The sequence below is a fragment of the Trichococcus sp. genome, assembly GCF_055118575.1.
In genome coordinates, this window is sequence record NZ_JBSQPW010000006.1 from 57,246 (window position 1) to 72,928 (window position 15,683).

The window sequence follows — 15,683 nt, forward strand, 5'->3', positions numbered from 1 at the left end:
GAGCTTGTCATATTTGTGATATTTATGCATATAGTCCTCTCGGTCTGCAGATACAGAGGACATCTTGTGCTTCCAGAAAGCAAATGGGCCCGAGACTCTCGTCCCAGACCCAATGATGCTCTCTAATTCAGTTGAACTTAGATGGTAGTTGTTGCACCGCGGTAAATGATGCCGCGACGCGAATCGATCGTGATCAATTCGTTGTCTTGCACTAAAGTAGTCGCATTTTCTGCTCCTACAATAACTGGAATACCACTTGCGATACCGACAACAGCCGCATGGCTTGTCAATCCGCCAGCTTCAACGATTACTGCTGCAGCTTTTTCAAATGCAGGCGTATAGTCTTTATCAGAGTTCTTCAACACCAAGATGCAGTCCTCAGTCACTTTAGCGATTGCTTCTTCAGCTGATAGAGCGACGACAGCTTTACCGATGACAGATTTGTCGCCGATACCTTGGCCGGAAGTCAATTTCGTTCCGATCAATTGAATCTTCATCAAGTTTGTTGTTCCGCGTTCGCCTACTGGTACGCCGGCAGTGATGATGATCAAGTCGCCTTCTTTAGCGAATTTTTCTTCTTTGGCAACTTTTGCAGCCAATTCCATCATTTCATCAGTTGAATCAGGTTTTTCGGTTACGAATGGATACACACCCCATGAAAGTGCCAATCCACGTCTTTGGCGCTCCGAGAAAGTGACTGCAACGATGTGTGATTTCGGACGGTATTTAGAAATCATGCGCGCTGTATGACCAGATTCAGTAGCGGCAACGATTGTCTGGATGTTAAGGTTGCGGGCTGTATGTCCGACAGATTGACCGATTGCTTCAGCCATGTCCGTATTGCTGTATGCTTTCAAAGCAAATGCATCTTGTCCAATGATTGCTTCTTCAGTACGGATAGCGATTGTGGCCATAGTCGTAACGGCTTCAACTGGGTAATCCCCAGCAGCTGTTTCTCCGGATAGCATAACTGCATCAGTTCCGTCGAAGATAGCGTTGGCAACGTCTCCTGCTTCAGCACGTGTAGGACGTGGGTTGCGTTGCATGGAATCAAGCATTTGTGTTGCAGTGATGACTGGTTTGCCTAATGCATTACATTTTTTGATCAACATTTTTTGTGCGATAGGAACTTCTTCCGTAGGGATTTCTACGCCTAAGTCGCCACGGGCAACCATCAAACCTTGAGAAACTTTCAAGATTTCATCGATGTTGTCAAGCCCTTCTTGGTTTTCGATTTTAGGGATGATTTGGATGTGGGTTGCGTTATGTTTTTCCAAAATTTCAGTGATAGCCAATACATCACTTGCTCGACGGACGAAGCTTGCTGCGATGAAGTCGACATCATTTTCGATACCGAAGATGATATCGTCAGTATCTTTTTGTGTGATACCAGGGAAATTCGTTTTGATTCCAGGCAGATTGACACCTTTTTTGTTCTTCAGGATGCCTGAGTTTTTGATCAAAGTAACAATTTCATTGTTCTCTCTGTCGATTTCAGTCACTTCAAGGTCGATCAAGCCATCATCCAAAAGAATATGGTTTCCGACAACGACATCATCGATCAATTCTGGATAAGTGATTGAGAATTTATCTTTCGTACCCTCAACTTCTGTCATGGAGATTCTTACTGTTTCTCCGGCGATCAACGACACGATGCCGTCCTTCATGTTGTTTGTACGGATTTCAGGCCCTTTTGTATCCAAAAGGATAGCACACATTTTGCCTGTGATTTTTGATGCTTCGCGGATATTGACGATACGAGCGCCGTGTTCTTCAAAGTCTCCGTGCGAGAAATTCAAGCGGGCAACGTTCATGCCGGCATTCATCAATTTAACGAGTGTTTCCACAGATTCACTGGCAGGTCCGATCGTACATACAATTTTTGTCTTTTTCATAGAATATAAGCACCTCATTTTATATTTTGTAAAACGTAAGTCAACTTTTCGTTAGAAAGAAATTTCTTTATTGATTTGGTAAAGCGACAACAATGGCAAATGTTTTTGGTTCTCAAGTGTGTCGATGATATCGTTGAAAACAACTTCATCACCCTTGACGCCTACGCAGATTCCGCCTTTGCCTTCTTCCAACATTTTAACGGCATTGTAACCGAAGATGCTTCCCAATACGCGGTCCTTCGCTGATGGGGATCCGCCGCGCTGCACGTGACCCAAAACAGTGACACGTGTATGGAATTCTTCGAATTTGGAAAGTTTCTCTGCGAATTCAGTTCCTGACATTACGCCCTCAGCCAACATGATGATCGTATGTTTTTTGCCGCGTGCTCTGCCTTCCTGGATTTCAGCAACTACTTCTTCCATCGTGAATTCTTTTTCGGGAATGACGATGGATTCCGCGCCACTTCCGATACCAGTCCATAAAGCGATGTCGCCGGCATTTCTGCCCATAACTTCGACAACGAATGTACGGATATGGCTTGTTGCAGTATCTCTGATTTTGTCCACAGATTCCAATACTGTATTGATCGCAGTATCAAAACCAAGCGTGTAATCCGTTCCTGGAATATCGTTATCGATTGTTCCTGGGATACCGATAGTCGGGAAACCTAATTTAGTGAGGGCTGCTCCTCCACGGTAGGATCCATCCCCTCCGATTACGATCAGGCCGTCGATGCCGAATTTCTTCAACTGTTCGATCCCTTTAAGCTGTCCTTCGACTTTTGCGAACTCTGGATAACGGGCAGAATACAAAATTGTGCCCCCGCGGCTGATTGTGTCTCCGACGTCATCGATCGTCAGACGACGGAAATCTCCGGCTACCATACCAGCATAGCCATAATTGATGCCATATACTTCCAAACCGTCATAAATGCCTTTACGCACAACGGCGCGAATGGCTGCGTTCATTCCTGGTGCATCTCCACCACTAGTCAAAACTGCAATACGTTTCACTATACTTCACCTCATCAATAAAGTTAAAAACTCTCAATTTCCAAAAAAAATCATGCATTAAATATTTTTTGAATTTGTCCTTCACTATCTTATCATCTTTTTATGAAAATGTCTTTTAATTTCACGTTTTTTTGATTGTTAAAAAAGAAACAATGAAAAATAACGGCTTCTTGTGCGGAATATCGCCACATTCGGCCAAAATGTTATTACTACCGCCCGAATGCAACAAATCGGTTGCGGACAGGCTCAAGCAAAAAGACTGAACAAGTCCAGGCAACTTCCGCTTATATGAAAACAGTATCCGGATATCAACTTTTTGTTTTCATTTGACCGCTACATTCCCATTTCCAAAAATGGCTTGCAGTGATTCAATCAGTTCCCCAGAAATGGTGACCCAATATTCCGTTGTCAAGCGCACCGTTTGTTTGGTAGCTTCGTTGTAAAGGATGACAGGATGTTCGCCCCTCCTGTTGTCCAGCACCCGGTACATTTTATTGAACAACTCCGGGTTATTATTTTCAGCCGTCAAGCGGATAAATACATTCTCCTTTTTTTGACCGATCATTTCCTGATAGGCTGCGGCGTCCCAGATATGTGTGGCCAAAAAATTCGTTTTATCGGCTTGTTTCGACCGCTCAAGCTTGCCTTCAACAACAAGAAGTTGGTTTGCCTTCAGCAGTTTCATGAACCGGATATAATACTCGGGAAAAATCGTAATGCTGATTTCGCCGGTGCTATCGGTCAGACTGGCGAAAGCCATGGGATCGCCCTTCTTTGTCTGGATTCTCCTGATGTCTTTGATCAATCCCATTGTGCGCATTTTTTTATCAAATGCCAGCTCGGTTACGTACACAGCCGAACCATTGTCGTACAAAGTACCGAATTGGTCGATCGGATGGCCCTTCAGCGAATGGCCCAGTGTCGCTTCTTCCATATCCAACAATTCCAACAGGGGCATTTCTTCCGTTTCGACATATTTAGGCTCCAGTATCGAAAACAGATCGATGTTGTTTCCGCTGTAATCGATGCTGTTCAGCATTCCCGGCAAAGACTGCAACAGTGTAGCACGCGAATGTCCAAAATTGTCGAACGCTCCGCTATAGATGAGCGGTGTGATGTTTTCTGCCTTCAGCCATTTCGGATTGATCCTTCTCAAGAATTGGACGAAATCTTGATAGTGACCATGCCTCTGGCGTTCTCTGATGATTTCCTGGATAAAGTCGCGTCTGAGGCCTTTGATCCCGCCCAAGCCGAATTGAATCGTCTGCTGCTGCAGACCGAACTTCCAATTGCTTGTGTTGATGTCCGGATAGGAGATGGTGATGTTGCGTCTTTTCAGTTCGATGAAATACTCCTTCATCTTGTCCGAGTGTTGGTTGACGGAATTCAGCAAAGCGGCGAAAAAAGCTTCAGGGAAGTGCGCCTTCATGTAGGCAAGTTGGTAGGCTATGAAAGAATAGGCAACCGAATGCGAACGGTTAAAACCGTAATTGGCGAACCTCTCGATGTAATCATACACTTGCTCGGCCGTCTGCTCGGAATAGCCTTGTTGCAATGATCCTTCAATAAAGTGTTTTCTTTCTTCATCGATGGCTGACTTTTGTTTTTTTCCTATCGCTCTTCTGAGGATGTCCGCTTCCCCCAGGCTGAACCCAGCCATCCGGGAGGCTACTTGCATGACCTGTTCCTGATAGACCATTACCCCGTAGGTCACCTCAAGGATTGATTTCAGATCGGGATGGAGATAATCGATTGCAGCCAACCCTTTTTTCCGCGAAACAAAAAGATCAATCTGTTCCATCGGACCCGGTCGATAAAGCGCATTGACGGCAGCGACATCTTCGATCGATTCCGGACCGAGTTTGCGCAACACATTCTTTATGCCGGGGGATTCGAACTGGAATACCCCGTTTGTATCCGCTCTTCGGAAAATAGCGAGTGTGCGATCATCGTCCATCGGGATTTCCCAAATGTTGATGCTTTTTTTGTACGCATCGCTGGCCAATTGCACCGCATCGTTCAGTATCGTCAGATTTTTCAGACCCAGGAAGTCCATTTTGAGCAAGCCGATTTCTTCAATATTCCCCATCGTGTACTGCGTCAGATACAGATCGCTATTTTTTTTCTGTAAAGGCACGATATCCCGCAATGGCCTGTCGCTGATGACGACACCTGCCGCGTGAGTGGAAACATGCCGTGGAACGCCTTCAATCTTTTCGGCAGTCTCATAGAGAAGTCGATTGACGTCCGTGGCGCTAATCAGCTTCTGTAATTCTGTTGATTTTTGTCTTGCCTCCGCCAGACTGATGCCCAATTGGTTTGGGATCGCATTCGACCATGTTTGAGCCTCCGCAACCGACAGTCCGAATACTCGTGCAGTATCCCGCAAGGACATTTTTGCAGCCAATGTGCCAAATGTAGCTATCTGGGCGACGTGATCTGAGCCGTATTTATCCCGGACATAGTGCAGGATATCGTCCCTGCGGTTATCCGGGAAATCCAAATCGATATCCGGCATATTGTAGCGTTCCTTGTTCAAAAACCGCTCAAACAACAGATTATACTTGATGGGATCGACATGGGTGATGCGCAGGACATAGGATACGAGCGAACCAGCCGCAGATCCCCGGCCGGCTCCCGGCATGATTTTCGCTTTTCGGGCATAAGCCATCACATCCCAAACGATAAGAAAGTAATCATCGAAGCCCATTTCATGGATGACTTCCAATTCGTAAGCCAAGCGTTTTTCATATTCAGCTGCCGGTGTATCGGTATTGATTCGCTGACGCAATCCTTCCTCGCAGAGCCTCCTGAGGTATGCCTGCGGTGTCGTCCCGGCAGGCAGCGGATAGCGCGGCAACAGCGACTGATGCAGCGGCAAGTCGATTTCGATTTCGTCCGCAATTTTCTGGGTCATTTCAGCCGACTCCACCAAATCAGCCTCCCGGAATTTCCTTTCGACTTCTCCGCAGGACGGCAAGTAATAAGCGCCATCCAGCGCTTCCGATTGCAGGTCCACTTTCTCGTTCGCCTCTATCGCCTTCAGGACCCTGCAACTGAAATTGTCGCTCGGCTCCAGATATCTGACGTCATGCATAGCGACAGTCGGAATGCTTGTCTCTTGCGACAAATGCTTCAGTTGCGGAATGATCGGTTTCATCTTCTCGTGGAGCTGAACGCCTAAATAAAAATTGCCGCGAGTGAAGATTTTTTCCCAGGCCAAACTGGCTGCCTTGGCGTTATCCTGATCATTTCCGTTCAAAAAGCTTTCAATCTCGCCTTTTTCTCCCGGCGTTATCGCGATGATCCGGTTTGACTCTTCCTCCAAAAGGGAAAGCAATTCCTTATCGTCAGCATCCTGATTCCTGACCGTCGACAAAGCCATCAACTTTTTGTAGCCCTCAAAATCCTTTGCCAACAAGACCAAGGGAAAGGTGCGGTCTTTTCTGATTATTCCGGGCAAATCCAGTTGGACCCCCAGAACGGGTTGGATAGCATATTTTTTGCAAAGCTTGAAGAAGTCGACTTGGCCATATAGAACATTTTGGTCCGTCAGCGCGATGGCCTGATAGCCTTTTGTCTTGGCGCTGCGAACCAAATCCTCTATTCGGGTAGTCGTCTGCAAAAGGGAATAGGCGCTGATGACCTGCAAATGCACAAAAGACATGTCTGAGACCTCCTTTTTCTAATCAATATTACCATTATAACGCACCCGCGCTAATCCAAGAAGCGAAAAAGTTGTCGGGCAAGTAATGCTTGTCTTCTCCAAAAAAAGTGATAAAATGAATCTCGAGAAGAGGTGTAAACGACATGAAATATATTGCAATCATTTTTTGGGGATTTATCTTAGGGCAAGTATCTGTTTATCTGGGCAGCGCCTTATCCGGCGGCAGCTATGACTTTATGATCGCAACCATGACGGGTATCTTTACTGCGCTGATCGTAGTGCTTGTTTCTGCGTTGATGCCGAAAACGGCCTCCCATAAATAACCGACAGTTCGTTTTACAGACGGCGGAGAAATAGAAAAAAACCTTCAGGAATTTGATTCCTGAAGGTTTTTTTCTATTTGATGAACATCGCATCCCCGAAGCTGAAGAAGCGGTACTTCTCTTTGACTGCGTGCTCATAAGCGGCCAGGACATTGTCCTTGCCGGCAAAAGCGCTGACCAGCATGACCAAAGTCGACTTCGGCAGATGGAAATTGGTGATGATGCCTTGCACAACCTTGAAGGAATAGCCGGGCGAAATGAAGATTTTGGTCCAGCCGCTGTCCGCCTTGATTTCCCCATCAAATTTCGTGCCGATTGTTTCCAGTGTCCGCACAGAAGTCGTGCCTACTGCCACTATTTTGCCGCCGTTGGAACGGACTTGATTCAGCGCCTGCGCTGCCTCGTCCGTCAGCTGGTAGAATTCCGAATGCATTTCGTGACTGGCGATATCTTCAACCGATACAGGACGGAAAGTCCCTAAGCCCACGTGCAATGTCAGATAGACGATTTTGACCCCTCTCTTGGCTACTTCCTCGAGCAGATTGGCCGTGAAATGGAGCCCCGCGGTCGGGGCAGCTGCCGAACCGACTTCTTTGGCGTAAACGGTCTGATATCGCTCCTGATCATCCAGCGTCTCCTTGATGTACGGCGGCAAAGGCATTTCGCCCAGCGATTCCAGTATCTCCAAAAATACGCCGTCATATTTGAAATTCAAAATGCGGCCACCGTGCTCCAATGATTGCGTCACTTCCGCTGTCAAACGTCCATCCCCGAAAGAGATGACCGTCCCGACTTTGACCCGTTTGCCTGGTTTGACGAGTGTCTCCCATTCATCCCCTTGGATATTGTTCAAAAGCAGAACTTCGATATGCCCGCCGGTATCCGGCTTGACGCCGTGGAGTCGCGCAGGGAGTACCCGCGTATTGTTCAGCACCAACGCATCTCCCTCTTGAAGTTCCTCCACCATGTCGGTAAAATGTTTGTCCCTGATTTCTCCAGTCTTGGAGTCCAAGGCAAGAAGCCGGGATGATGACCGATCCAGCAGCGGTGTCTGCGCAATCAGTTCCTCCGGCAAATAAAAATCAAAATCACTTGTCCTCATTGATAAAATACCTCACTTAATTTTCTGTATCATACTTGATTCCCAGATGATCATATGCCATCGGGGTGGCTACCCTGCCCCGCGGTGTGCGCTGCAGGAAACCCAGTTGGAGCAGATAGGGTTCATACATATCTTCTATCGTTTCCATTTCTTCGCCGATATTGGCGGCGATCGTTGAAAGGCCGACAGGGCCGCCATTATAAAAGCGGATCATCGTCATCAATATCTGCCTGTCCAAGTCATCCAGCCCTTTATTGTCCACGCTCAAGATGGATAAGGCCTTGTCGGCGATTTCCTTCGTGATCAGGCCATCGCGATAGACTTGGGCGAAATCGCGCACACGCCGGAGCAATCTGTTGGCGACTCGCGGGGTTCCTCTGGATCTTAAGGCGATTTCGACAGCTCCGGATTCATCTATTTTCGTGGACAAAACATCCGAAGAGCGATGGACGATTTGCCGAAGATCCTCAAGGCTGTAATACTCCATCCGCGAAACGATCCCGAAGCGGTCGCGCAAGGGCGCCGACAGACTGCCGGCTTTTGTCGTGGCACCGACCAGTGTGAACGGAGGCAACGTAAAATGGACCGGATGGGCTGTGGGGCCTTGCCCGATGATGATATCCACGTAATAATCCTCCATGGCAGAGTACAACACTTCTTCCACAATCCGCGGCAAGCGATGGATTTCATCGATGAAGAGCACATCCCCCGCTTCCAGTTCATTGAGCAATACCATCAGATCGCCCGGCCTCTCGATTGCGGGTCCGCTTGTGCTGTGGATCCGGACATCCAGTTCATTAGCGATGACCATCGCTAATGTCGTTTTCCCCAACCCGGGAGGCCCGTAAAGCAACACGTGATCCAGCGCTTCACTGCGCGCTTTGGCAGCTTGGATGTAAACTTTCAATTCATTTTTGACTTTTTCTTGGCCGATATACTGTGCCAACATTTGCGGCCGCAATGTTTTTTCGATCAAATCTTCTGTCAGGTCTTCCGTATTTCCGGAAACGATTCTGTTTTCAGCTGTCATCTATATCACCCTTTTAAAAGTAGCTTGAACGCCGTACGAAGCACTTCTTCTGTACTGGAATAGTTTTCTTTTTCCAACAGCGGCAGTATTTTCTTCACTTCACGATCCGAATAACCCAACCCGGCCAAAGCCTCCAACGCTTCCGTCAGTACAGCGGGCTGTGCACCAGCGGCTTCATGGGCCGGATGCTCTTCCATCCAATAGGTATCGGGCAGCAGTTCCCCGAGTTTACCTTTCAGGTCAAGGATGATCTGTGAGGCTGTCTTTTTGCCTACACCAGGGAATTTCACCAAATACCCCACATTATCCGTTTCGATTGCTTGGATCAGACCCAGGTGATCATCGCTCGCCAATATGGACAAACCACTCTTCGGTCCGATTCCGGAGACGCTGATCAGTTTCAGGTACAACTGCTTTTCCGTGTAGTCCTTGAACCCGAACAATGTGATTGCATCCTCCCGGACTGCCTGATAGACGTAAAACGTCATATCTTGGTTCAGGCTTCCGGAAAAGCGGAAAGGATTCGCAACCTGCAATTGGTAGCCGATGCCACCGTTTTCCAGAACCACATAGAGCGGTCCCACGTAGACTAATTTACCTTTTATGTATTCGTACATCATCTGACTCCTACTCTTCATTTCCTGATTATCATTCGGTTCCTATCATAACATAAAACAGATTGGAAATGACAGCCGCTCAGTCACATATGCGGGAACAATCGTTTGGGGCTCAGCACAAGCGACAAAAAATCCCAGGACTGATAGCCATGGGACTTATCTTGCTGCCTATTCGAATAATTGTTTGTATTCAGAGTAGCCTTCCGCGTCCAATTGATCGTAAGGAACGAATCGCAAGGCTGCCGAATTGATGCAATAGCGCAGTCCGCCCAACTCGGCAGGGCCATCTTCAAAAACATGCCCAAGGTGGGAGTCGGCTTGAGCGCTCCGGACTTCTGTGCGTTTGCGCATCAACTTGCGGTCTTCCAACTCTTTCAGCGTGGCGATTGGTCTGGCAAAAGAAGGCCAACCACAACCTGCATCGTACTTATCGGCAGAACTGAATAGCGGCTCACCACTCACGACATCCACATAGATGCCCTTATCGTAAAAATCATCATATTCGCCCGAAAAAGGTCTTTCCGTAGCTTCATTCTGTGTTACTTCGTATTGTAAAGGCGTCAAGCGCTTCAATTTTTCTTCTTTATTATCCATCCTGATATCAGACCCCTTTCTTTTCATTGCTCCAGTATATCAAAAAATGCAAAAAAGCAGAACAAAAAAGTCTTGTTCTGCTTCGTTTACGCTTCTTCAGGATATCATCAGAATAGATTCCCCAAAATGCTACCCAGAATGCCGCCCAATCCGCCTGTAGCCGATGGCGTCGCCGTTCCAGACTGCTTAGGGAAAAGATCAGTGATATCGAAATTGCTCGTGGCTGTTTCTTCAGCCTGCTTGGAGAAGATGTCGGTCTGTTTGGCGACACCGTCGGCATCCAATCCATCTGCATCCTTCTTGTCGGCCAACATGCCCAGGATCATCGGCGCCATGGAAGCCAAAACTTTGGCAACTTCAGATTTGCTGATGCCGGTTTGGGCAGCAATCTGATCCACGACCTTGTCCTTGTCCCCGAAAGCGTGGTCCAATATTTTATCCCCATCATCCGTGTCTACTTTCTTGACCACGTCTTCAATCGAGGAAACATCTTTCGTCTGGCCTTTGTGTTTTTCCAATGCATCTGATAAGGAATCTTTCCCTGCTTTTGACTCAGCGTTTTTGCTTAATGCCCTAAGAATCAAAGGAATTGCAACGACAGCCAATTTCGGCAAAACGCTTGCATCAACGCCCGTTTTGCTGCCCAACGCCTGAATCGAACTTTCTTTGTTCAGTTCGCCCATCATTTCGGAAATATCATTGATTTGCACCATTTCTTCCACTCCTATCTGCTATTTAACTACCTTGATTTTACAATAAATAAGCAGAAATAAAAAATGATACGCCTTCAGTGCGGGTCCTGGATCCGTTTGAACATCTTCTCCATATCCTGATTGGAGAATTGGATCAGCACCGGCCGACCGTGCGGACAATTATAGGGGTTGTCCGTTTCCGCTAGATCGGCCAACAGTTGGCGGGCTTCTATGTCGCTGAGGAAATGATTCGCTTTGATCGATCGTTTGCAGCTCATCATGATGGCAGTGGCTTCCCGAAGTTTTTTGATGGAGACGTCACCTTCGGTCAAAAACATCTCAACCAGTTCCTTCAAAATTTCTTCCTCCGCTCCCGGCGTGAACCAAGCAGGATGTTTTTCGACGATGAAGCTGTTCTGTCCGAACGGTTCCAGGAACAGCCCCATTTCTTCCAGCACATCCCGGCTTTCCTGGATCAACTGGAATTCATTCGCCGGATAATCCAAAATGATCGGTATCAGCAAACCTTGGAGGTCAGCGGAAACCTTACCGATTTCCTCGCGATAATATTCATATTTGATGCGTTCTTGGGCAGCGTGCTGGTCGATGATGTAGAGTCCGTTTTCGTTTTGCGCGAAAAGATAAGTACCGTGCATCTGGCCGAAAAAATGCAAGTCCGGGAATGGCCGCTTGTTCGCCGGTCCCTTTTCTGCTTCCGACTCGACCTTTTGGACGGTTTTCATGATCGGTTCTTCATGAGCATCCGGATTTTTTGGTTCGGCAGAAAGGTCAGGCCCGGCCGTTTCGTTACGGTCCGGTTTTGGCTGACCGATGAATGAATCAGGGGACGATCCTCCCCCTTCACCCGGAAGTGGAAAGTGTTCCGGAGGTTGGACTTTTGCAGAATTTGTATAGGACTCTATATGTCCGGCGGTTCCATTGTGTAACGGCCCATTGCTCCGCGATGTCTCCAAGGATCGAAAATCCTCATTTTCGCCTGTCACCGGCAATGCCGCTTCCGTTTCTTGCACAAGCTCTTGATCGGATGACCGGAATGAGACACTCAGTTGCTCGGTCCGGACCGATTCAATCGGACTCGGGCGTTTGAATTTCAGATTTTCGATGCCGCTCGGGATGCGTTCTTCCGTACGCAAAACAGCAGCAACTGCGCTTTGGATCAATTCACCGAGCTCTTTTTCTTTGCTGATCCTGACTTCTTTTTTCGAAGGGTGGACATTCACGTCCAAAAGCAGGGAATCCGCATTCAGCACAATGACGGCGAGCGGATACCTTCCGACCATCAGCTTGGATCCGTAACCATCGATGATTGCTTTGTTCAAGGCATAATTTTTTATGAAACGTCCGTTCAGTATCAAGGTAATGTAATTGCGGCTTGCCCGCGTCGTGTCCGGCAAGCTGATGTATCCCTTCACTGAGAAGTCCAAATTTTCGTTCTCGATCCGTTTCATCTTCTTGGCAGTCATTGTCCCGTAGACGCCCGCGATGGTCTGGCGCAGGTCGCCATTGCCTGCCGTATGCAGGAGTTGATTCCCTTCATGATGCAAACGGAAAGCAATCTCAGGATGACTCAAGGCAATCCGGTTCATGATATCTGTGATGTTCGATAATTCGGTCTGCAGGGAACGGATGTATTTCAGCCGGGCTGGCGTGTTGTAAAAAAGGTCTTCGACGATGATCGTAGTCCCTTTGCGGGATTTGTTCGGCCTTTCCTCCCCGATGACGCCTCCCTTTATCGACAAGTAGGTACCGCTTTGGTCAGCAACAGCCGTTTCGATCGAAACTTTGGCGACAGAAGCGATGCTGGGCAAAGCCTCACCTCGAAACCCCAGCGAGTGGATGCGAAAAAGATCATCCTGCGTGTAGATTTTGCTGGTCGCATGCCGCGTAAAGGCAAGTTTCACCTCGTCAGCTGCGATGCCGTCGCCGTTGTCGGTGACCTGAACTTTCTTCAATCCCGCTTCTTCGATAAAGACATCTATCTGCGTACTGTTCGCATCGATGGCATTCTCCACCAATTCCTTAACGACCGAAGCCGGGCGTTCAATCACTTCCCCAGCAGCGATCTGGTTCGTCAATATTTGGGATAGTTCCCTGATTTTGGCCATCATTTTCACCTACTTCTTTTGCGATTTAAGCAACTTTTTCCAACCGTCCAGCATCAACATGGCTTGCATCGGTGTGCAATCTTCCAACGCCAGATCAGACAACTCATCCAGGATATGTTTCTCGTTGGGGTGCATCGCGCTTTCCTGGAAAAGCGCCAATTGTTCGACCGTATCATCCGGAACAGTGACGTCCGAGCCAGGATGCGGCGCATGCTGTTCATTCAAAGAATTGAGGATGATCTGCGCTTCGGAAATCAGTTCATCCGGCATTCCGGCCAATTTGGCCACATGCAGGCCGTAGCTTTTGTCTGCAGGTCCCTGCATCAGTTTGTGCAGGAACACCAATTCTCCATCTTTTTCGATCGCCCCGACATGGACATTCTTTGTCCCCGCCAAATCGGCTTCGAGTTGGGTCAACTCATGGTAATGCGTCGAAAATAGTGTCTTGCCTTTGATCGTGCGATCGATGTAACGCAGAATCGCTTCTGCCAACGCCATACCGTCATACGTCGCCGTTCCTCTGCCGATTTCGTCGAACAGGATCAGACTCTTGTCGGTAGCAAATCGCAGTGCTTGATTCGTTTCGACCATTTCGACCATGAACGTGCTCTGCCCGGAATAGAGATCATCCGCCGCGCCGATGCGGGTAAAGATTTGGTCAAAGATAGGCAAATGGGCTTTCTCAGCCGGCACGAAACACCCCATTTGGGCCAGGATGACGATGAGCGCAACCTGCCGCATGTAGGTGCTCTTGCCTGACATATTCGGCCCCGTGATCAGCAGGATGTGGTTGTCTTTGTCCATGGAGATGCTGTTGGGCACAAACTTATCTTTGCCGATGACCCGTTCCACGACCGGATGACGGCCTTCTTTGATGAACAGGTTCCGATTGCTGTTGCTCAATTCCGGTTTGGAAAAATGATAGGCTTCGCTGACGTGAGCGAACGACTGTAGGACATCGATCTCTGCAACCAGTTTTGCCAGTGACTGCAACTGTTTGCTGTACCCTTTGATTTTCTCCCGTAAAGCGATGAACAGTTCATGCTCCAATTGGACAGATTTTTCCTCAGCTTCCAAAATGAGCGTCTCTTTCTCTTTCAATGCAGGCGTGACGAAACGTTCCGCATTGGCGAGTGTCTGTTTACGCTCGTACGTGCCTTCTGGCAGCGCAGCAAGATTCGCCTTCGTCACTTCTATGTAATAGCCAAAAATACGATTATAGCCTATTTTCAGCGTTTTGATGCCGGTTTTTTCTCTTTCCTCTTTTTGCAGCATCGCTATCCAAAGTTTTCCGTTGTTCATGGCATCGCGGTAGCGGTCCAATTGTTCATTGTAGCCTTCACGGATGATATTACCTTCCGTGATTTGGATGGGCGGATTATCCATAATCGCCCGATCGATTAACTCGATGACCTCGGGGTAGGCTTCCAATTTGTCGACGACACCCTGCCAAACATCCGCTTCGTCGATTGCAGCGATGGCTCGGACCAATCCCGGAATCTGCTGTAAAGAGGTTTTCAACTGCATCAGGTCGCGGCCGTTGACATTTCCCAGTGACACCCTGGCGACCAAACGTTCCAGGTCGTACACCGATGTCAAGGCCTCATTGATGTCCATCCGCTCAAAGTAGTGATTGACCAACGACTCCACTTTCCGTTGTCTTCCGAGTATGTCGCTGAGGTTGATCAGCGGCTTTTCAAGCCATTGTTTCAGCATGCGCCCGCCCATAGCCGTTTTTGTTTCATCCAGCGTCCACAACAGGCTGCCTTTTTTCTGCTGCGTCCGGATGGATGCGGCTAACTCAAGGTTGCGTCGCGCATAAGTGTCCATCTTCAGGAAAGCGTCCGTTTGATAGGCGACGGCTTTCTGAAGGTGGGTCAAGCTCCGCTTTTGCGTATCCGAAAGATAGCTCAACAACAGGACAAGCACATTCTTCTCCGACTGTTGCGTTAATTCCGCAAGCAAATCCTGGAAGTCCGCTTCCGGAATCAGCTTTTCCTGAATGGAAACCAAGATGCCAAAATGCTTCTCCAACTTTTCCGTCAGACCCTCAGCCGTTTTTGAGTCCAGGACGATTTCTTTGAACGGCAAGGTCTGGAGCTCGTTGAATACGGCATCTTCGTTGGTCAACAGGGTGACTTTCAGTTCCCCTGTTCCGATGTCGACATATCCCAGCGCATACCCGCCTGCTTCGTGTCGGACGACACTTGCCAAGTAATTGTTTGTCTTGCTCTCGCTGCCGTTCTCATTCAAAAAAGTGCCGGGTGTAATGACCCGCACAACTTCCCGGCGCACCATGCCTTTTGTAAGCTTGGCATCTTCCATTTGTTCGCAGATGGCAACCTTGTGTCCCATTTCCACGAGTCTGCGGATATAATCAGCTGCAGCATGAAATGGGACCCCGCACATAGGGATCGGTTCATCTGCATTTTTGTTGCGGCTTGTCAGCGTGATTTCCAGTAATTTTGCGGCCTTCATGGCATCATCATGGAACAATTCATAGAAATCACCCAAGCGGTAGAACAAAAACGCATCCGGATACTGCGCTTTTATGGATAAGTATTGTTCCATCATGGGCGTATTTTTAGTCTTCTGTGGCATCCTTTCACCTCAATCAATGTAT

Annotated in this window: 11 protein-coding genes; 1 reads left to right on the forward strand and 10 read right to left on the reverse strand. The window is 48.1% G+C overall.

What is annotated here, in order from left to right:
• Positions 1-137: 137 nt before the first annotated feature.
• The 3 genes from pyk to dnaE form a co-directional block, all read right to left on the reverse strand.
• On the reverse strand, positions 138-1,895 hold the full coding sequence (pyk, locus tag ACTCCX_RS02660; protein ID WP_463274600.1) for a pyruvate kinase: 1,758 nt from the start codon (positions 1,893-1,895) through the stop codon (positions 138-140).
• A gap of 51 nt (positions 1,896-1,946) precedes the next feature.
• Positions 1,947-2,909 carry a 6-phosphofructokinase gene (pfkA, locus tag ACTCCX_RS02665; protein ID WP_463274601.1) on the reverse strand — a complete coding sequence of 321 codons (963 nt, stop codon included), beginning with the start codon at positions 2,907-2,909 and terminating at the stop codon, positions 1,947-1,949.
• Between the two features lie 322 nt (positions 2,910-3,231).
• Positions 3,232-6,576, reverse strand: coding sequence for a DNA polymerase III subunit alpha (gene dnaE, locus ACTCCX_RS02670; protein WP_463274602.1), 3,345 nt, complete (start codon positions 6,574-6,576; stop codon positions 3,232-3,234).
• A gap of 143 nt (positions 6,577-6,719) precedes the next feature.
• On the opposite strand from dnaE, the gene ACTCCX_RS02675 reads away from it, so the two are divergent.
• Positions 6,720-6,899: a YjzD family protein gene (locus tag ACTCCX_RS02675; RefSeq protein ID WP_068560596.1), complete on the forward strand. Its 180-nt coding sequence runs from the start codon at positions 6,720-6,722 to the stop codon at positions 6,897-6,899.
• A gap of 73 nt (positions 6,900-6,972) precedes the next feature.
• Here ACTCCX_RS02675 and queA read toward each other — a convergent pair whose 3' ends face one another.
• The 7 genes from queA to mutS all read right to left on the reverse strand — a co-directional run bounded on the left by queA (position 6,973) and on the right by mutS (position 15,661).
• Entirely contained in the window at positions 6,973-8,001 is a 1,029-nt protein-coding gene (gene queA, locus ACTCCX_RS02680) for a tRNA preQ1(34) S-adenosylmethionine ribosyltransferase-isomerase QueA (RefSeq protein WP_463274603.1), read from the reverse strand.
• Between the two features lie 16 nt (positions 8,002-8,017).
• Positions 8,018-9,031, reverse strand: coding sequence for a Holliday junction branch migration DNA helicase RuvB (gene ruvB / locus ACTCCX_RS02685; RefSeq protein WP_463274604.1), 1,014 nt, complete (start codon positions 9,029-9,031; stop codon positions 8,018-8,020).
• 5 nt (positions 9,032-9,036) lie between these two features.
• Positions 9,037-9,648 carry a Holliday junction branch migration protein RuvA gene (gene ruvA / locus ACTCCX_RS02690; protein WP_463274646.1) on the reverse strand — a complete coding sequence of 204 codons (612 nt, stop codon included), beginning with the start codon at positions 9,646-9,648 and terminating at the stop codon, positions 9,037-9,039.
• 168 nt (positions 9,649-9,816) lie between these two features.
• Positions 9,817-10,242 (reverse strand): peptide-methionine (R)-S-oxide reductase MsrB, encoded by a 426-nt coding sequence (gene msrB, locus ACTCCX_RS02695; RefSeq protein ID WP_463274605.1) that lies wholly within the window; start codon positions 10,240-10,242, stop codon positions 9,817-9,819.
• Positions 10,243-10,349: 107 nt separating this feature from the next.
• On the reverse strand, positions 10,350-10,955 hold the full coding sequence (locus ACTCCX_RS02700) for a DUF937 domain-containing protein (RefSeq protein WP_463274606.1): 606 nt from the start codon (positions 10,953-10,955) through the stop codon (positions 10,350-10,352).
• Between the two features lie 74 nt (positions 10,956-11,029).
• On the reverse strand, positions 11,030-13,060 hold the full coding sequence (gene mutL / locus ACTCCX_RS02705; RefSeq protein ID WP_463274647.1) for a DNA mismatch repair endonuclease MutL: 2,031 nt from the start codon (positions 13,058-13,060) through the stop codon (positions 11,030-11,032).
• 9 nt (positions 13,061-13,069) lie between these two features.
• On the reverse strand, positions 13,070-15,661 hold the full coding sequence (mutS, locus tag ACTCCX_RS02710; protein WP_463274607.1) for a DNA mismatch repair protein MutS: 2,592 nt from the start codon (positions 15,659-15,661) through the stop codon (positions 13,070-13,072).
• Between the last annotated feature and the right edge of the window lie 22 nt (positions 15,662-15,683).